Origin of the sequence: Agrobacterium tumefaciens (genome assembly GCF_009649785.1) — a bacterium.
Classification (GTDB): domain Bacteria; phylum Pseudomonadota; class Alphaproteobacteria; order Rhizobiales; family Rhizobiaceae; genus Agrobacterium; species Agrobacterium tumefaciens.
This window is the reverse complement of record NZ_WJOK01000027.1, coordinates 56,312-74,758: the sequence shown is the minus strand read 5'-3', so window position 1 is coordinate 74,758 and position 18,447 is coordinate 56,312. Positions and strand designations below refer to the sequence as shown.

Genomic DNA, 18,447 nt, shown 5'->3' with positions numbered 1-18,447 from the left:
TCACCTTTATCAACGAAATGGCGGATCTATGCGAAAAGGTCGGCGCCAATGTTCAGGATATTTCGCGCGGCATCGGCCTCGATGGCCGCATCGGCGCGAAGTTCCTGCATGCCGGCCCCGGTTATGGCGGCTCCTGTTTCCCCAAGGATACGCTGGCGCTTGCCAAGACCGCACAGGACTATGACGCCCCTGTGCGGCTGATCGAGACCACCATCGCCATCAACGACAACCGCAAGCGCGCCATGGGCCGCAAGGTCATCAACGCGGTGGGTGGCGACGTGCGCGGCAAGAAGATCGCCGTCCTTGGTCTGACCTTCAAGCCCAATACCGACGATATGCGCGACAGCCCGGCGATTGCCATCATCCAGACCCTCCAGGACGGCGGCGCCAAGGTGGTCGGCTACGATCCGGAGGGAATGGTGAATGCCCGCCATGTCATCGAGGATATCGACTATGCCAGCGGTCCCTACGAGGCTGCCGAAGGCGCCGATGCCCTCGTGATCGTGACGGAATGGAACCAGTTCCGCGCACTCGATCTGCCGCGCCTGAAGGCCATCATGAAAAACCCCGTTCTGGTTGATCTGCGCAATATCTACCGCACGGATGAAATCGAGGAGCACGGGTTTCTATATCGAAGTGTTGGACGTCTTTCGTGATCCAAATTGTCGTATTACAACGCAGACACTTCAATGAGAAGACCAGCGTATTTCCAAACCCTTTGTGTACCACGGCAGAGCGCCTAATTAATCTCAAGATTGCATTTTCGCAATCCTGTGAGAGGTTGACTCCACTAGAACGTGCCGTTGACTGCCCAATATCAAGACGTAACGTACGTTTTTTCAGCGGTTAAAGCTGGGTGTAGGGACGCAACGAAACTTGCTCTGCGGGGTCTGTGCGGGGTGAAGGCATGATATCTGCTATCGATGGCGACTTTAAATTGACTATCGATGATGTCGAGGTTGTCAATACAGGCCATTATGGTATCGGGTCGCAGCGCGGGAAGCTTAAGTCTGGTTTGCTTTGCAATCTCCACTTCTCTAATATTGGCGGCGACTGCATCGACATTAAAACTCATACCGCGCCGGACACGGCTAAGCAGCTAATCCTAGAGCGACTATTCGCTTGCGATGGGTGCGGCCATAAATACCTCGGCGGCCCAGGCGTATCCCCGCACGAGATCCAGGCATGTTTCGATATGAACGTCCGGTTAACTGATTTTCCAGGCGAGGGATGGTGTTTTCCGTGTGTGCGACGCTAGAATAACAACCTCAGCGTTTAGAGGTTAGGCTTTTGATGCGGGCGATTGTTTTGCTTCTGGTCGTGGCTTTTGGAACGCCGAGCTACGGTCAATATTCAGCGGAACTTGGACCCAATACGGATGAGCATTCTTTCCATTGTGGAGCGGCCTTTGCGTTGATGGCAAAGGTCTACCAAGAAACTGGAGATGCCAAAATGTCCGCAGGCTACCAAACAAAATTCGACGAGCTGGCTACCCAGGCGGAAATCATTTTCGAGCGATCTCAGCGAACTAAAAGCGATGCAGAAGCCTACATGCAAAAGCATGTGGACTCTTTGACTGCTGTCGCAGAGAAAGACGCCGCGCTTGTGATTAATTTTGCCCGGCTTTGCCACCAGCGATTTCCTGGTTAAGTGGGTTGGCCTCGGTGTTCCGGCGAACGCGTTTTCGGCAAGTCTATGGATGGAAGTTATAGGACGCGTTTCATCTCATCGGCCATGACGCGGTCGATCATTTCGGGATCGCACTGCGCGTCAATGAGGAGCTCACGGATACCGCCCTCCCACGTCCTGATGTCGGCACGTAGGCTTTGAAGTTCTTCGATGCCATTCTCAGTCAGACCCTTCGTGCCATCTTCACTGCCATCGCTCACGTAAACCAGTTCCCCTTCGGAGATGTTGTCCGAGTTGGCCGTCACTTCCTCGATCAGTTCGAGATTTTCGCCGATCATGCCGGCGACTTGCCTCAGCGTATAGATGAACGTTGAGCGTGCCATGCCGATGCGACGCGCAATTGCCGAGACACTCGCTCCAGGCTCCATCGCCTCAGCCACCGCTCCTCCTTGAATTCATCTGACCAACGTCGCCGAAACTGCAGCGGCGCGCCCTCGAACCGTTCTGGAACGGCCTCGATCATAGGAAAGTTTCTAGTTCCAGAGATAGGCGCAGGAATAGACGCTCACAGCTGGTGAATAGTCATACTCAATAGCGCCCGCGCTACTGACGCCAGATGGGGGCTGCTTGCCGCTTACTACCGCGGCCTTTGATGTAGGGGTGCAGCTTAAATCCAGAAGGTTGCGGAGTTTGCTTCCGAAGTCGTCACTGACAAGATCTTTTATTGCTCAAATGGCAACTCTGGATCGCCTTGCGGTCGGCGTAGGCGGAAATTGGCTTAGGGTTCCTTTGGGGGCGGCAGTATCCATGTCGTAGACACAACGTCTAGAAGAGTTGCATGTCTAGGTGCTCTTCCGTCATGCGCACCGTCGCATGTTTGCCACAGAAGGCAATGACAATCCAAAGTTTGCAGTTCTGCGTAGGATTCTTTGTGTTGACTCTACTTCCGCGTGCCGCTAACCGTTCACAAGCTGACTGAAATATACAACTTTTAAACGGTGATTTTTGAGGGCTGCGAAGGATGAAACTGGCTGATCAAAGCGACATAGATATTGTCAAGGCGTCGGGTTTATTAGATGAGCCTTGGTATCTTGAGCGCCATCCAGAAGTCCAAACGCTCGGTATAGATCCAGTTGAACACTATTTATGGATAGGCTGGCGCCTCAACCGTAGCCCCTCACCAAAATTCTGCGCTCCAAGCTATATTGATGGAAACCCCGACGTGGCTCGATCGGGCCTTAATCCACTTCTTCACTATGCTAAATACGGACGCAATGAGAACAGGCCTGTTTATCCACTTATGGCTCCGGGCGATAAGGAGTCTCGGGTGCCTGTCAAAAGGATACTAGTGAGACGGCACGTCGAGTGGAACGATCGTCTTGACAGGGGTGCGACCGACGAACTTCGTGAAGTCAATTTCGACACGGCGCCTTCGCTGGTGTCTGTTGTGATGCCTACGAAGAACAGAATGTCGACGATCGAGACCGCAATTCGCTCGGTGATGCGGCAAACGCATCGAAATTGGGAATTGATTATCATAGATGATGGCGGGACAGATGAAACGCAATCTGTCGTTGCTAGCTTTGCCGACAATCGCATTCGGTACTTGAAGCAAGATGCGTCTGGAGGGGTATCGAGAGCTCGTAATATCGGATTGAGCGCAGCGCGTGGCGAGTGGATTTTCTTCCTCGATTCGGACAACTCCTGGCGTGACGATATGGTCGAGTTGAGCTTGAAGAATGCATATAAACGCAGCTTGTCGGCGGGGTACTGTGCTGCCGATCTCATTGACGATCATGGGCGGCGAAAATCAGTTCTTTATGCCGACTTCGATTACGAATCCTGCGTCAGGGAAAACTTCATAGATCTAAATTGCTTCTTCGTTAGATGGGAAGGAGAATTTAAAACGGCGCGATTTGATGAGAACCTCAGACGGCTCGTTGATTGGGATTTCATTATGAAGATTGCCGCGCACACGAGAGTTATGGGGTCACCTTTTGTCGGTGTTCATTATTATGACGGGAATATAGCTCGAATAAGCAATCAAGAGCATAAGTCGGATGTCTTAGACTTGGTTAGGGCCGTCCGTGGGCGGGCAAGAACATACAGCCAGACTGCCAAAACAATCTGCGATGCCTCAAGCTATCGCATCGCTGTGGTCTTCCATGTGTTCCATCCGGATTCCGTGGATGGGTGCGCGGCATACCTGCGAAATATTCCCTTTGATTTTGACTTGTTCATTACAACTTCGTTGAAGGAAGATGATCCCTGCCTGACTGCGCTTCTGGCAGATTTTCCGAGTGCAACGGTCTACAGGTTCCCCAATCATGGGGCTGACATCGCGCCGTTTCTTGAGTTGATTCCGACGCTGAAGAATTACAGTCTGGTTTGCAAAATTCACACCAAGCGAAATGTGGGAAAGTGGGGCGCTTCGTGGCGAAACGAGCTGCTCAATTCCGTTTTGGAATCCCCTTCTCACATTCAAGCGATTGTGGATCTTTTCAAGGAAAACCGGAATGTGGTGCTTGCAGGTTCGCGAGACCTCTACAAAGAAGGGCGTAGAAACTCTATACCTGAGACGTTGAGGAGAACGCAAAAGCTCGCCGATGAGTTAGGAATGGACGAAGCCGCATTGGATGGCTGGGGTTTTATCGCTGGTACTATGCTATGGGTTCGACCACTGGACCTTCTTCCTCTTGCTAGGCATATGTGTGAATCGCCCGGCTACAGCAAGATTTTCCGGCAAGACGGTGCGCTAGAACACGCGCTGGAAAGGATGATCGGGCTAACGCTGACCTCGAAGGGTAATGCTGAGGTGGCGTTATCGCAAAATGGAAAACTTCGCGTTCTTCCCGCAGCGACTGCCGGGGCCTCGGAAGGTGTCTCAATCACTCTTTCTCGTGCGCTCGAAGAGGCCTGATAAATGCTCCCCCGTATCACGACAATAATTCCGGCCTATAATCAGGAGATGTACATCGCTGCGGCTATTGCTAGCGCGGTGAAGCAGATCGGCCCCTTCGATCATGAGATTTTGGTATCAAGCGATGGATCAACCGACAAGACGCGTGACGCTATCAGGAGATGGCAATTCAGATATCCTGGCCTGTTAAGAGATGTAAGCCCAGAAGAAAACCTTGGAATATCTGGTAACTTTAAACGCCTGTTTTCAATGTCTACCGGAGCCTTCATCGCGGTGCTAGAAGGCGATGATATTTGGACAGATAGCGAAAAACTCGCGAAGCAGTTGCATGTTGCCCTTGAAACACAAAATTGCGCGTTGGTGTTTTCAAAAATTTTGGTGAGAAAGCTGCCGTCTGGGGACGAGAGTCTTCTCCCGCGTCAGCAGGGGTTGCCTAGTATGTTGAGTGGGTACGATTTCATTAAAGACCCCTCGATGAACTTGATTGCTAACTTCTCCAGTTGCCTATTTAACGGAGACCTTATTCGGTCGGCTCCTGATCGCCTTTTCGAGGGCAGGTTCAATGAAATTGCTCTTGCTTTTCACCTAGAACAGTTCGGTAAAATCTGTTTCCTGGATGAGGTACTGAGTGTCTATCATCAGCACGCTCAAGGTGTATGGACTGGAAGCACTCGTGAGCAGCAATTAAGAAGCGGAATAGAGACGCGTGAGATGGTCCTTGATGTCGCGCACCCGAAGTATCGCGGCGATATAATCAAAATCATCGAGGAGCGCTATAGAAAGCCTCTTATGGAACTGTTGGGCGAGTTGGCCTAACACGCCTTTACGCTCTAGGCCTCCAGCAGGCTCAACAGATGCTTGAATGGAGCCGCTGCCGGGCTTGTGGATTGATGGTGCCTTCGCCAGCGTCTCATGGAGCGCGTTCACTATTTTCGTACGCTCCAAGGTTTTCGTTTCAATGAGGGCATCTATGAGCGTCGAAATGATAGCGGTCTGCCCCGTTATCACACTGAGCAATTCATCATTGGACAAGCTTTTTTATTGGTGTCCCTCAAGAGTTTGGCGTGTTCAAAGGCGTCTTGTTGTCAGCTAATATCTGGCAAACCAATCAAAGATCAATGGCGAGCGCCGCGCCCCGGCAACGATTTGCTTCATCTGCCCTGAAAGCGGGATGTCCCGCCACCACGCATCAACCGCCACGGCACGGGTCGGCATAGCTCCGCGGCATAAGGTTATGGATTTCGCTGTTAAGCCAGCCATCTGCGAGGCGCTCGATGCACCGTACAGTTGAACCCGAAACTGGCGCGTTTCGCTATGGCCTCAGATATACTGAGGTATTCGCAATCGAGCCGCGTTGGCTAGACGTGTGACATCGCGGCATTGACAGTATCTGGATCCAGATCACGCCCAGTTGAGCCTGTATTTAGTGAGGGTAGCGTCAAGATTAGTAAAGTCGCAATCCGCACGACGGACGAACAGGGTAAGGGTACGGTTTGTGGCAATAGGTCGGGCAAAATTTTCAACCAGATGATATTCTGGACGAACCGAGTAGTCATGGAAGGCAATGACGCTGTCGGACCGTAACGATTTTACTGCCTGCAAAAAACAGGCGACCCGGAAACGTCCATCCACAAGACACAAGTCGTAACTTACACCAGATTCCAAGATTGCCAGTGAATAGGATGGGAAGTTGGCTTCATTTAACCGCGAGATGGGAAACCCCCATTCGCCTGTCGGGCCAACATCCACCCGTCGAAGAGAGACTTCTTTATCTTGCGCGTCCATGGCGGCTGAGACTTTGTCAACCCAGTCTTGGCTAGTATCAACGGCGTGAATGATATTTTTTACTAAACCTGCGGCCAGATACGTACTGCCGCCCATACCAAACTCAAAATACGAATCTGATCCCTTCATGACGGAACTGAGGAGGGCTACTTCTTCAACGTGCATCGTGATCTTCATGCATACCCTCCAAATGCTGGTCTATAGCTCTAGGCAACCTAATTGACGCTAAGAGCTTTCTTTCGCCCTTCGTTTTCTTTTTGTGTAGGGCCACCTAGATCATCCGGTGGCTCGACCAAGAATCGCTCAACCTGCTGCGAGATGACGAAGTCAGGGCGTTCAGCCTCTATGATCGAGTAATCTAGGTTTGGCTGCCACACGTACACGACCCGTGAAAATCTCTCAGGAAACAAGAACAACTGTGAAGATGTGAAAGAATCGCGAAATATCACGCATCGGGGAAGCGACTTGTTACCGCTCTCGAAAACGATCCTGCTTCCAATGTTTGGGACAGTATTATTTTCTATGGGCCGACCCGAGGGCGATGTTAACAAAAATTTTGAGACTCTCTCAGTTCTTCCTATCTTCCCGCCAAGATCCCCGGATATTGTCTCCTCTTTGCGGACAAAACGATCCGCCGAAATAGGCTCGATTCCTAGTCTGATCATCAATGCGTTAAACCCGAGGATCGAGCCGAACGAATTCCAATGGGTGTCCACCTTGCTGAATGTTCGCTCCGGGCCCGCCGCCGCAAATGCATCAGCCATGTAATAAATCAATTTGTTGGAGTCTGATTTAATGACCGCGTTGATGGGACGTTTTTTCGACAGAGCCATACCGTCTGGTAAGTGCCAATGGTATACGCATTCCTTGTTCGGCACTACGGCCAGGACGTATTTGTAACCATGCTTGCTAGCCATATGCGCGCGATGGTCCAGAAGGGTTCTCCATATGGATGAAAATTCCGACGGCAGCTTGTAGCATCCAGTGATCTGATCCACGACAGCGTTGCTGTCACCCGTGAGGAAAAGCCATCCTTCGCGACCTTCGTAAACCATTTGATGTAGGGGTTTGGGTGAGGTCATATTAAGACTCGTAAACTTTCCGGCGAGAGATGCGCTCTACTCCGAGACCTACAGCAAGTGCGATCATCCCGCAATAAACCGCGTAAGGGCGATCTAGAAGGCGCTCGTTGTAACCCGGAAAATATGCAGACCTCATCCATTCGACACACTGAAATACTGGACTGTATGACAACGGAACTGAAACGGATGAGGGGAGTGATGATGCCACAAACAGGACCCCAGAAGACGCATAGACGACGACCATCAACAGAAAGTAGATCGTCAGAAACCAGCTCATAAACATGACAATCACACTCACAAGACTCCCTACGCCGATAGCAAACATAATGCTTGTGAGATATGCCGCGGCTGCTTGAGGTACATCGATTGGTGTCGGGTCTTCTCCCCACGCGATCAGAACGAGGAACAGAGCGATAATGGTAAGGCATGAGCCGATACATTCTAGTAATGCCCTTGCCATGACGACATCAATTGTCTTCACCACCGGGAACATCATGAGTGTTCTGTTTTGAATAACGGAAACCGCCATAAAGCGTGAGACATACATGAATGTCAGTGTTGGCACCAACCCGGTGGCAAAAAAGATGTTCAGCGAGTTTCCGTACGGTGTGTAGCGGCCCATCACGTTGTAGATGGCCAGCAGCACAAGCATATGCGCGAGCGGCCAAAGAGGGACCATCAGAAAGCCAATTCCGTGATTAAAGTACCGTGAGCGCATGTCGCGTAACATCACAGCGAGCATGACGTTGCGCTTCTCTTTTAATGCGTCTGCGAACGTCCGCTGCGCCCGATATTTTTCCACGTAAGTTCTCCAAGGCTTCGATGGCTACGTAAATGAAAACTTACGGGAGAATCAACTGTCTATAACGGGCTCGCCTCTGCGGGCCTTTTTTATGTGCATCACACACAAAAGAGGCCCGCCACACGCAATATGGTGGCGAGGCCTCATGCCGCGGCCTGTTTCAGGGGACGCGCGGCGACATTTTTTTAGTGTTGCACACGGAAAGTTGCAACCCATCTAAAATCACAATCAGAAGAACGCCATGGCTCGGGAAACGCTTCCCGTCGCTCTCTAACTTATGTTTGGTCACGAGGACGCCTACTTTGACGCAAAGATCGACGGCGGCCCAACGAGATATGGCGTCACAGGGCGCTAGCCGATCATCGAACCGTTGCAGAGGTCGCCGCTGAACAAATAAAAGGCGATGACGCGCGAGGAAGGCGCCGAGGTTGCGGGAACTGAGCGCCCCCAGTTACAATCGGCGACTAGAAAACCGGTTGCCATCCGGTAGATGGCGCTGTCTGATAAAACTCAAGTCTGTGTTGCGCTGGTAAGACGATTGAGAGGTCTGTCCTCGGAAAAACGTCGGCAACTTTGTTGACAATGGCATCGACTATTGGCCCGATTGTCGTCGACACGATCACAATGTGGCCGTCGGCTTCGAGCTGGAGGAGTGCCTCACGCACAACATTGCTCAGCGCGTGATCATTCATTTACGCTGTCCAAGTTGTTTCTCAAGTCGGTTCCTCTGGTATGTGACTTGCTTGCAAACAACGGCTGCCTACGTGACGCTAGCCGAGACGCCGCATCTTTGCGAGTGGAGTTTTGATAGCAAATTCCTGAGTGTTGGAACCGGGTCCAGTACACTCGCCGACTATGGTCGCCCGGTTAGGCAGCCCGCCCCTTAAAGACTTCGGTGGTGTCCAGTTCCATATGGACGGCTCCCACTTGCAAGTGATTTTTACAGATATTTTGATCGGATCGCTTGCTTCCCTATGTGCGGCCTTTTCGTGGTCGCACATGACCACTGGCCAAGATGGTTTCCGCAACGCATGTTCCTAACACGGCAACGGCCCTGAAAGGCCATTGGAACTAACGGAGTATCACGCGTCTTGGATCGATCGATCGCACCACCTGCTTTTTTCTTGCAAGTTCACAGCATCAGCTCAACACGGTAGCGTTCTATTCTGCGCACCGTGATGGCCAATTCCTATGTTGCTTGCGTTTGTTCTTCTGGCCGCCGATACGCCTCGCCACTCACCATGAGCTTCCAGGCGACACAGGCAATCTTGTTGGCGAGCGCCACCGCAACCAGCTTCGATTTTTTCCTTTGCATTAGTTCGGTGAGCCATCGGGAAGCATGCCTTCTGCGGCCTGTTCTGACGTGCTGAAGAAGAGCAGTGGCACCGACCACCAATATGCTCCTCAGCGTTTCGTCACCACCACGTGTCATCACCCCCAATCTGACCTTGCCTGCGGTCGAATGGTCTTTGGGCGTGAGTCCTATCCAAGCGGCAAAGTCGCGACCCCCATCGCTTGAGCATGTAATCTATCGCCTCGGCGACGGGAGAACTGCGCGACAGTTTTGCCCGCTCAATTTGGAGCCAATCATGCAGCTCTTCGGCGAGTGGCAGGCTGTTTTGGCGGCGGCGCTTCAGACGCTGCTCGGCGGCACGACCGTTGATCTCCAGTTTGAAATCGAACAGGGCATCGATCCGTTTGACGGCCTCCAATGCCATTGGCGAGATCGGCGCAGCGTTGCTGCCACGTTTGGCGTTCGTGGCGATGTCGGCCAGCCCGAAGAACTTGCGGCGTGAATGTGCTCAGCAGAGTGCTTGGCGCAGAGGCGCGGCTACTCGTGCGTCAACGAAGCCAGACGGCCAATGCCATGCGAGCCCACATGGCTGCGCTCGGGATCATCGCCGCGACCGGCATGACCAGCATTGCAAAGCTCGCTGCCATTTTGCTCGACGATCGTGACGGTCGTCTACCAAACTCGGCCAGAGCTGCGATGTTGGAGATGGCCGATCGGATCGAAAGGCTGACCGAGAGGGTTGAGAGCCGCGACAGCACGATTGAGCGCGAAAACTGATTAGGCGATCGGTATCGCGGATCTCATCGTGGCCAGCGGTCGATGACCGCGCTGATAGGCCGGAAATATGACTGCACCGTCCGACGGCGATTCACACGGAAAATGCCTTGCTAATCTGGCCGTTCCACATATGAGTCAGAGCTAAAATTGGACGCCGATCACCCCGCCAGAGGGGTCAATATTCCATGCCGAAACACAAGCAACAGACTGGAAGTACTCGAAATGTCCGATGGTTCTTGGGTTAGATTGGTTCCCAACGTCTTCTTCACATTCAAAATCATAGTGCTCGGCATAGGCATGTATCATGCGATCAAGTGGCATCACGATCAGCCGAAGAAGGGTAGGGAGATAGGGAGAGCAAAGGGCACTGAACGTGCCCCTGCTATCCAATCTCTCAATCTCGCATTGCGTTGCTGTTCACGGATGATCAACTGCGATTGCGAGCCGAAGCGCTCGGTCACCGAAACAAAGCTATAATGCTCTCCGACTGACTGTTCGCGATCTGCAGCGATTGTACGCCTAGTTGCTGCTGCGTTTGGAGGGCTTTGAGACGGGTTGATGCCTCGTTCATGTCGGCATCGACTAGCCGTCCTATTCCTTTTGCGATCGAATCTGAAAGACGGTCCGCGAAGCCAAGCTGCAAGTCTATCCGCGTTTGAATAGCGCCCAACATCGCCGCACCAGAAGTCGCGTTGGTTGTCACGTTCTCAACATAAGTGATGTACATGTCGACCAAATCAGGGTTCTCAACAATGTTGATCTCCAGGAAATTCAGCGTAGAGCGCGGCTCGTTGCTGACACGGATGTTGTCGAAGTCGATCAAGGTTCCTGAGCCCCACTGCCTATCCACAGCCGGGTCTGATTTAATGACAACGCGACCCGCATTTGCTTCGATGATGAGATCTGGCCAATCGTCTTCGAGGAGAGACTTCATCAGGGTCGCCATATCCTCGGGCGACGACACTTTTCCGTCGTCGCGTGACAGCACCTGATTCACGTAAGACCGATCAAATGCGTAGGCCTTTGGTGACGCCCCGTTCACCGAGAAGGTGAAGCTGACTCTTATTCCCTTATCATCGATACCGTCTCTAAAAACTATGAACGGTTCAAAATTTAGCGCGAGGCCGGAGCCGCGCGTACCGAAATCGGAGTCCGGTTTTAGTCCTCCTGCGCTTACGCCGACACTCGTAACCGCAGCAATCTCTACGTATGATCCATCACCGTGTTGTTGGAGCGTTGTGATCGAAATCTTTTCTGGATCATGGACGGGAGGATATCCCGTAAGGTAGTTTGCGGACGCAGAGGCTCCAATTGAACTCAATTTTGAGGTAAGTAGCCCCGCATACTGCGTATTAGTGGATATTACACCTCCGAGGGTTGCATTGTAAGCATCAACATCGGCCTTAGTAATGGTCACTGTCGCGGAATAACCGTTGTAATATGGTCCTGGTAGCTCCTGAAGATTACCGCCCGCTCCAGTGTAGCTGTCGGGATTTGAAGCCTCTTTATCGAGAACTATCGTAAAGCTGACTTCAGCGCCCGGCTGATTGAAATCGAGCGGCGCGTTTGCGGGGAAATCGATGAAGACCCTGCCAGGGCTTCCAGTGTTCCATACGGGCGTCATATATCCTTTTGAACCGTCGATCCCATCATACGATGTGTAGTCACCGCCAATAGTGGCCGGATCGGATGTTGGATTCAGAGACCTAATGCCGCCTATGGTCTTGATATCTCGCGCGTCCTCTTGAAGTAGACCGCCGCCAGTGCTGTTGAAGAGCGATATTCTGGAAAGATCGACACCTATCGTCTTGACGGAGACAGAAGTTCCCGTCCGCACAAAAGATGAAACAATGGAAGCCCTATTGAAGGCACTGTCGTAAATATCGACAATATTTGTATTCAGCCAATTTTGACCACTGAAGCTGGCGGAGCCAGCAACGCTTACAACTTGATTCTTAAGCTGGTCCAACTCGGCTTGAATTTTGGATTTATCAACACCTTGCTCTGTCGCTGCTACGAGTTTCGATTTGAACTCTATTAGAACAGCAACCACCGAATCAATCCCGGCATAAGCCGTATCAACATTGGCTGCACCGAGGCCGAGTGCGTCCTGGACGGCTAAGAGAGCGCCATTGTCAGAACGCATGGTCGTAGAGATAGACCAGTAGGCTGCGTTGTCAGACGCAGTTGCAATGCGAAGTCCTGTGGATACTGCCCTTTGAGAATTCTCCAATCCAGATGAAATGAAGCGGAGGGTTTGCAGTGCAGAAATGGCGGTGCTGTTGGTCAGAATAGATGTCATGAGGAGCTCGCAAAAAAATGATCTCGCGCTCTTCATGAGCAATCAGTGATTGCATCGATATAAATAGTTCGTTGGTTAATCAAGTGTTAACTGCGGGTTACGGAAAGTAGCAGTCGTTAGACACTTCCACTGAGAGATGCGCTTCTAATCAGTTCCACAACTGATCCCTCGGTGATATGAAAGCGCGGATTGCGATCCCGGATCAATCCGTATTACAATGCGATATAGGTTGCACATGCTCACCTCGGCATCTTGGCTATGGTGATCTTCACATCACCCTTTACGTTGCAGCGTTTGCATTTCAGTCGCTTGGCAATTTCATCGACGGTGGTATCGACCTTTGCCACGCGGTTCAGTTGCCAGTGCGGGATATTTGAAACGTGGCCGCAGTAGTTGCACTTCGCAACGACAATTTCCCAGTTTCGAATTTCCTTCACTCTGACGGCTTGAGGCTTTGCTTGTTCCAAAGCCTCGATCTGTGAATTGCCGCGAGTTTTGTAGACACCCTCAAGTTAGATTTTCTGCTGGATCTCAAACTTGACGGGCGACAGCATCCCTTTTCTGACGTGCTCGCGTTTCGGATTGTAAAACATTTCGATGCAGTCGAACACGTCCTGGCGTGCTTCATCGCGTGAAGGGTAGACCCTGCGACATATCCGTTCTCGCTTTAGAAGATTGAAGAAGCTTCCGGCCACCGCATTGTCATGGCAGTTGCCGCGTCGGTTCATCGAATAAACCAGATTGTGATGCCTGAGGAACAATGCCCAGTTCATGCTGGCAAACTGGGAGCCCTGGACGCCCTTCTGTTTGTCAAGCGACGATCCTGGTTTGATTGATCTGTTTCTGGCGACGCATGATGATGCCGAAGACTTCCCGAGCGATTTAACGTTTGACGCCGCGAAACTTGCTTCTGACTTCAATCGCTCGGGATTGTCGCCAGCGGTGATCAAGACCTGCACGGCGCGGTTGTGACCAATTGAATTACGTTCGATAAGGTCTGGACCCAGGTCCTCGACGATTGCAGCGATCATCATGTCGAGATCGGCAATCTCATCATGCAGTTAAAGATATCTGCGGCCAAGCGACTTCAGGTGATCCGATATGCGGCTTCCACATCGCGGTAGGCTGTCAGGTCCGGACGCCAGGCGGCAAGCAATCGAACCAGTTGCATGCGGGTCATGCCACGAAGCTGATCCCGCAACACGTCGGGCGCGTCGATGATCGTAGTCTGGATTAAATTGTAAGGCTATGCGCCGAGCGTTGACCGCGGTCTTTCGGCAAGCCTTTAAAACTCTAGGAGTTTCCACCATGCGGTCTCGGCTTCGAGGTGTGACGGTTCGCCGTTCCGCAAAGGCGGGATGTGCCGCAGCCTGGGCAATCGTGGTAGCAGCCAACCGCAACAGCGCCGCGGCTAGGATCGACGTATCGGGGACGAAAGCACTTTGCCGCCGGAGATGGTGTTGCGGGGTGCGAGGCAGAGCCACGATGTGAAGTGTTTGGCAGAGGGCCGTGCCCTCAGATCCGTTCCGCACTCGCCGGTAAGCTCGAGCGCAAGCGAGGAGCCGAGGCCGTGAATCTGGGTCAAATCTGTTCCTGTGAGGCCGTATAGTGCGGTGCGAACATCGAAGGACGATGCGTTGGTCTGCTTGGTCTTCTTCCAGATCTTTGGCAGTGGCGCAAGCGGCGGCTCAAGCTCAGCGGTCATGGAAGCAATCTACGCTTGAAGCCTGCGGTCGCACTCCAGCATCTTCTCCTGGTAGAAGTCGTAAAGCTCCAGTGACCGGGAAAGAGCAACACTTGTTCATCACGATCTTTGCCGATCAAGGGTGCTCTGATTGTTTCGACAGATGAGTGGCAGCGAACATCGCGCAAAGATGCCAGAACGTCGGGATCACGCTCACTGGAGATGATCGGACGAGTAATCTTCATGCCGGTCACGCCGGTGATGTCGGAGACAACATGGTGGAACCGTAGGTTCATCTCAATCAGAGCCTTCTGCATATGCTGGATATGAGCTGCCGCATACTCGACCAGCCGTTCTCGCTGGCGCAGGTAGGCACGCAGCGTTGCGACCTCTGTGCGCTCGGCCGAAAGCTCCCGCGCAGCAGGCCATAAATCTGCAGATGGCGAAGCCATGCCGCGTCGCTAACGTCCGTCTTCCTGCCAGGGACGTTCTTTCCATAACGTGCGTTGACCAGGATCACCTCGAAGCCACGCTACTCTAGAATCTCGTAGGCCGGTATTCCAGTAGACCCCGGTCGACTCCATCGCCAGGCTGGTGACGCCGCAGGATTTGAACCAAGCGGCAATATCATGCAAATCGTGGGCAAAGCTTGCGAATGACGGATTGGCATCTCAGCACAATCTGGATTGACCGCTGCCATATCTGTGGCTTGGATGAACTTGTCTTTGGCATGGCTTCTCCTCCTCTGGATCGAGAGGGGCTGGGCCGCAAAAGTACGTCATTTTCCTATCCGGGATCGCCGCCGAAACAGCGTCACCACTCCCAAGTTCGCAACAGCCCATGTGCCACGTTTTTTAACGGGGCCGATCGCCTCCAATAAGCAGTCGGCAACTCCCCTCCCACGATCAGCGTAGCTCGGCCTGTTTCTACTGCGCATAGGCTGACCGAAACCCGTGATCGTTTTTTAGGATGTCTCGCTCCTCGGTGACGCGAGCCAGTTCCTTCTTCAGCCGCCTGATCTCCTCGGCCTCGTCGTTGCCCTTGGCGTTAGACGCCGCAAACTTCTTCTTCCATTCATACAGGGAATGCTGGCTCACGCCGAGGCGCTTAGAAACCTCCGCCACCGGATAGCCTCGCTCCGTGATCTGACGCACGGCGTCGCGCTTAAAATCTTCGCTGAAATTCGATTTGCTCATGATGCTCTTCCTGCCTCAAAATTAGGAAAGAAGGCGTCTACAAATCTCTGGGCTATTCAGTATTTGATAAACGGCTGATTGAAAATAATCCGCACAAAGCGGCTGATGGTTGAAGCGATATTTGCCTGACGTCTCTTCTGTGTTACGCGTTTCTCAAACGCGGGAATTATTCGCTTGGGAACCCAAATGGATCAGTCAGGTATGAACGATGCACTTAATCAACGTACTATTTTGTCAACCCTAACCGAGGCGCAGATTTTACCCATCGGAAGCTACGCTTATTTGCGACCCAGGTACTTGAAGCAATCTGCCTGGATTGAGCATATTCCTTTTGCTTTTTGGTTAACTGAGGCGCTGCGCCCATCTTTAGTGGTTGAGTTGGGCACCCATTGGGGCACTTCGTACTTTGCGTTCTGCCAAGCGCTCGAGAAGCTTGACATAGGTGCGCAAGCTTTCGCTGTTGACCGTTGGACCGGGGACGAACACGCTGGGGCATATGGTGGGGAAGTGTACCAGTATGTTAAAGATTACAATGAGGATAATTACAGCATTTTTTCCACCCTCATGAAGAAAAACTTTGATGAGGCGAATGAATACTTTCTTGATGGTAGTATAGATGTTTTGCACATTGATGGGTTCCATAGCTACGAAGCTGTGAGGAATGATTTTGACAAGTGGTTACCAAAGATATCCAACCGGGGTGTAGTGCTTTTACACGATACAAATGTGAGAGAGCGCAACTTTGGAGTATTTCGTCTTTTTGATGAATTGCGAGAAAAATACCCAGTATTCGAGTTTTTCCATGGTCACGGACTAGGTGTGGTAGGAGTCGGCGGGCATCTTCCAGAAAGGTTGCGGTTACTTCTTGATGCCGAGCACCAAAACGGCCTTCGACGCGACGTTCAGCATTTGTTTTCGAGCTTGGGAAAAGCATGTCTCGATTCATATGATAACAAGGAGCTACGTAAGAGGGTTGTGCAGGTCACGAAGTTAGAAAAGGAGGTTGGCGAACATAAGAATAAAGTCCAAGAACTGGCGGCTTTAGCGGCAGAGCGGGAATTAAATATTAGGGTTTTAGAAGAAAAGTTATCGAATAATTTGAATTATATTGAGGTCGCCCAGCAAAGTTCCGTCCAGGTAAGTGTTGAGGCTGCGGATTTAAGAAGTCGCCTAGCTGATGTTACAAGTGCGCTCTCGCAACGCCAACTGGAGGCCGAACAAAATGCGTTTGAAATTTCGGACTTACGTCGCGAGTTGGCAATCGCTTCTGAAAGCCAAATCCAAAGTAATAAAGTCACAGAGGCGCTGAAGGAGCATATTAATCTACTGGTGCGTGATGTGGAGCAACTTCGCTGTGCTCAGTCCGAAGACAAGGAACGTTGTCTCGCTCAGTCGATATCTATTAAGGAGTTGAATGATGCGGCCTCAAAAGCCGCGGCGGAGTTGGCGGAAGCCAAAGCTGCAAGGGATGAGCACATTCGACAATATGCGAGCCTAGAGAATGCGAAGGCAGAGAGCGACCTACGGGCGCAGGAGCGATTGGTTGAAGTTACAACCTTGACGAAAATGCTGATGGAAACGGAAGGCCAAGCGTCCGTTCGGTCTCTGCTTCTTGAAGAGGCCGGACGCCTGTTAGGACGCGCTGTAATGAAAATGCTCGAGTTGCCTAATTTTTGGAGAGTGCTTCCGCGCAGGCTGTATTCGTCGCGTCAGGTCAGCATGCTCAAGCGTTCCGGGCTGTTTGATCCGGAATGGTATCGGAATTACTATGTGGATATTGACAGGGCCGGCGTTGATCCACTTCGCCACTATGTCCAATATGGTGCTGACGAGGGGCGCTTCCCTAATGGCTTAATCGCAAACTTAGAAAAAGCGATAAAGAAGGTGTAGGGAGCTTTTTGGTTTGAGGTGGCGATTTTTCTAGGAACGATTATTGTTCGCAGATAGTGCTTTTTAGCGACCCTTGACATAACGGATGTAATTAAAAAGGCTGGCGCATAACCGCACCAGCCTTTTTGATAGCTCACGTACGCAGTAGGTGATGGTTAATCACACTGCAGGAAGAATGGTGATGTCGCGCAAGCTGTTGTCTGCACCTGTGATCTTGCCGATTTCGCTTGCTGCGCCGGTTTCGAGGTTGATGGTGTAGAGCGTGTTGCCGGCGGCCAAGTATGCGGTGTTCTTGCCGCCTTCCTCGCCGTAGATATCGAATGCGTAGGTTGCCGGCGTTCCCTTGAGGCCGAGCTTGCCGATTGCCTTCAGTGTGCCGTCATTCGGCTTTGTCTGCTGAACCAGGGCGCCGATGGTCGCGTCGATATTGTACATGGCCGTCTTTTCCGGCTTGCCGATAGAGTTGGTATAGGCGGCGGCAACGATGTTTGGCGTTTCTCCCTTGTGCATGTCGCCATCTTCAAAAGCCAGTGTTCCATCAACCGTCACAGCGCCGGTGTCGGGATGCACGCGGTGATTGGTCGTGCCGGTCATGAAACGAAGACGATCCGCTGCCGGGTTGAAATCGACCACAACAGGCGCTTCGGTCATGGTCAGCATTTTGTCCATATTGGCCACATCGGTTGCAGCACCTGTCTCAAGGTTGATGGAGACGATGCGGTGGTCCGGCGTCACACCGATGACAGTCTTGTTCCCGGGGCGAAAGTCGATACCAACGAGCTTGTCGACCCCGGTGACATCCATTGTCTTTGTGACGGCAGGCTTGTCAGTGTCGAACATGACGAGCGTCTTGTCGCCGGTCAGCCCGAGGACCGGTGCTGAAACCGCGATGCTTGCCGATGCTGCGAAAGCGGCGGAGGCGATCAGAGTGGAGCGGATGATATTCATGGTGTTTCTCCCGTGCGTTGAACCGTTCGGAAGGCGTCCAGCGGTTGGTTTTCGACGCTTCCACAGTTCAAGACACCGGGCAGGGTGCATTTGGATGCAGGCAGTGAAAAAATATTTGCGAGATGCATCCATATGCCG

14 protein-coding genes and 6 pseudogenes are annotated in these 18,447 nt (G+C 52.1%); 6 read left to right on the top strand and 14 right to left on the bottom strand.

The genetic code is table 11. The annotated features are described in order from the left end of the window. Both GH784_RS23075 and GH784_RS23070 read left to right on the top strand, forming a co-directional pair. Positions 1-656: nucleotide sugar dehydrogenase (locus tag GH784_RS23075; protein WP_153793849.1), on the top strand; the 656-nt coding region annotated here is incomplete at its 5' end. Positions 657-1,293: 637 nt separating this feature from the next. Then, a complete protein-coding gene (locus tag GH784_RS23070) occupies positions 1,294-1,650 on the top strand; it encodes a hypothetical protein (RefSeq protein WP_153793848.1) in 357 nt (118 codons plus the stop codon). Between the two features lie 56 nt (positions 1,651-1,706). Here GH784_RS23070 and GH784_RS23065 read toward each other — a convergent pair whose 3' ends face one another. Then, entirely contained in the window at positions 1,707-2,012 is a 306-nt protein-coding gene (locus GH784_RS23065; protein WP_112424764.1) for a hypothetical protein, read from the bottom strand. A gap of 638 nt (positions 2,013-2,650) precedes the next feature. Between GH784_RS23065 and GH784_RS23060 the strand changes: the two genes are divergently transcribed. Then, positions 2,651-4,549, top strand: coding sequence for a glycosyltransferase (locus tag GH784_RS23060; RefSeq protein WP_153793847.1), 1,899 nt, complete (start codon positions 2,651-2,653; stop codon positions 4,547-4,549). Positions 4,550-4,552: 3 nt separating this feature from the next. Further along, on the top strand, positions 4,553-5,365 hold the full coding sequence (locus GH784_RS23055; protein ID WP_153793846.1) for a glycosyltransferase family 2 protein: 813 nt from the start codon (positions 4,553-4,555) through the stop codon (positions 5,363-5,365). Positions 5,366-5,950: 585 nt separating this feature from the next. On the opposite strand, the gene GH784_RS23050 is transcribed toward GH784_RS23055, so the two are convergent. The 5 genes and pseudogenes from GH784_RS23050 to GH784_RS23025 all read right to left on the bottom strand — a co-directional run. Continuing rightward, complete coding sequence (locus GH784_RS23050) at positions 5,951-6,511, bottom strand: hypothetical protein (RefSeq protein ID WP_112424760.1); 561 nt, start codon at positions 6,509-6,511, stop codon at positions 5,951-5,953. A 38-nt stretch (positions 6,512-6,549) separates the two neighbouring features. Beyond that, positions 6,550-7,416 (bottom strand): alginate O-acetyltransferase AlgX-related protein, encoded by an 867-nt coding sequence (locus tag GH784_RS23045; RefSeq protein WP_153793845.1) that lies wholly within the window; start codon positions 7,414-7,416, stop codon positions 6,550-6,552. Position 7,417: 1 nt separating this feature from the next. Then, complete coding sequence (locus GH784_RS23040; protein WP_320188050.1) at positions 7,418-8,218, bottom strand: ABC transporter permease; 801 nt, start codon at positions 8,216-8,218, stop codon at positions 7,418-7,420. A gap of 1,189 nt (positions 8,219-9,407) precedes the next feature. Continuing rightward, positions 9,408-9,725: pseudogene (locus GH784_RS23030) on the bottom strand (transposase); the annotation flags it as partial. A gap of 1 nt (position 9,726) precedes the next feature. Beyond that, positions 9,727-10,044, bottom strand: a pseudogene (locus tag GH784_RS23025) (IS66 family transposase); the annotation flags it as partial. 5 nt (positions 10,045-10,049) lie between these two features. Here GH784_RS23025 and GH784_RS23020 point away from each other — a divergent pair. Next, a pseudogene (locus GH784_RS23020) lies at positions 10,050-10,274 on the top strand (IS110 family transposase); the annotation flags it as partial. A 472-nt stretch (positions 10,275-10,746) separates the two neighbouring features. On the opposite strand, the gene GH784_RS27765 reads toward GH784_RS23020, so the two are convergent. The 7 genes and pseudogenes from GH784_RS27765 to GH784_RS22995 form a co-directional block, all read right to left on the bottom strand. After that, a complete protein-coding gene (locus GH784_RS27765) occupies positions 10,747-12,591 on the bottom strand; it encodes a flagellin N-terminal helical domain-containing protein (RefSeq protein ID WP_112424685.1) in 1,845 nt (614 codons plus the stop codon). 239 nt (positions 12,592-12,830) lie between these two features. Beyond that, positions 12,831-13,058 carry a hypothetical protein gene (locus GH784_RS23010; RefSeq protein ID WP_246670484.1) on the bottom strand — a complete coding sequence of 76 codons (228 nt, stop codon included), beginning with the start codon at positions 13,056-13,058 and terminating at the stop codon, positions 12,831-12,833. A 45-nt stretch (positions 13,059-13,103) separates the two neighbouring features. Then, positions 13,104-13,385: pseudogene (locus GH784_RS23005) on the bottom strand (IS3 family transposase); the annotation flags it as partial. Between the two features lie 99 nt (positions 13,386-13,484). Continuing rightward, positions 13,485-13,967 (bottom strand): annotated as a pseudogene (locus GH784_RS27230) (IS110 family transposase); the annotation flags it as partial. Between the two features lie 35 nt (positions 13,968-14,002). Continuing rightward, on the bottom strand, positions 14,003-14,296 hold the full coding sequence (locus tag GH784_RS27510) for an IS110 family transposase (RefSeq protein WP_246670483.1): 294 nt from the start codon (positions 14,294-14,296) through the stop codon (positions 14,003-14,005). Further along, positions 14,293-14,727: a hypothetical protein gene (locus tag GH784_RS27505; protein ID WP_246670487.1), complete on the bottom strand. Its 435-nt coding sequence runs from the start codon at positions 14,725-14,727 to the stop codon at positions 14,293-14,295. The genes GH784_RS27510 and GH784_RS27505 overlap by 4 nt, the downstream gene beginning before the upstream one ends. A 510-nt stretch (positions 14,728-15,237) precedes the next feature. Continuing rightward, positions 15,238-15,471 (bottom strand): annotated as a pseudogene (locus tag GH784_RS22995) (transposase); the annotation flags it as partial. A 201-nt stretch (positions 15,472-15,672) separates the two neighbouring features. Here GH784_RS22995 and GH784_RS22990 point away from each other — a divergent pair. Continuing rightward, on the top strand, positions 15,673-17,361 hold the full coding sequence (locus GH784_RS22990) for a class I SAM-dependent methyltransferase (protein ID WP_210251789.1): 1,689 nt from the start codon (positions 15,673-15,675) through the stop codon (positions 17,359-17,361). A gap of 159 nt (positions 17,362-17,520) precedes the next feature. Here GH784_RS22990 and GH784_RS22985 read toward each other — a convergent pair whose 3' ends face one another. Next, a complete protein-coding gene (locus GH784_RS22985) occupies positions 17,521-18,309 on the bottom strand; it encodes a DUF4394 domain-containing protein (RefSeq protein ID WP_153793842.1) in 789 nt (262 codons plus the stop codon). Positions 18,310-18,447: the final 138 nt, after the last annotated feature.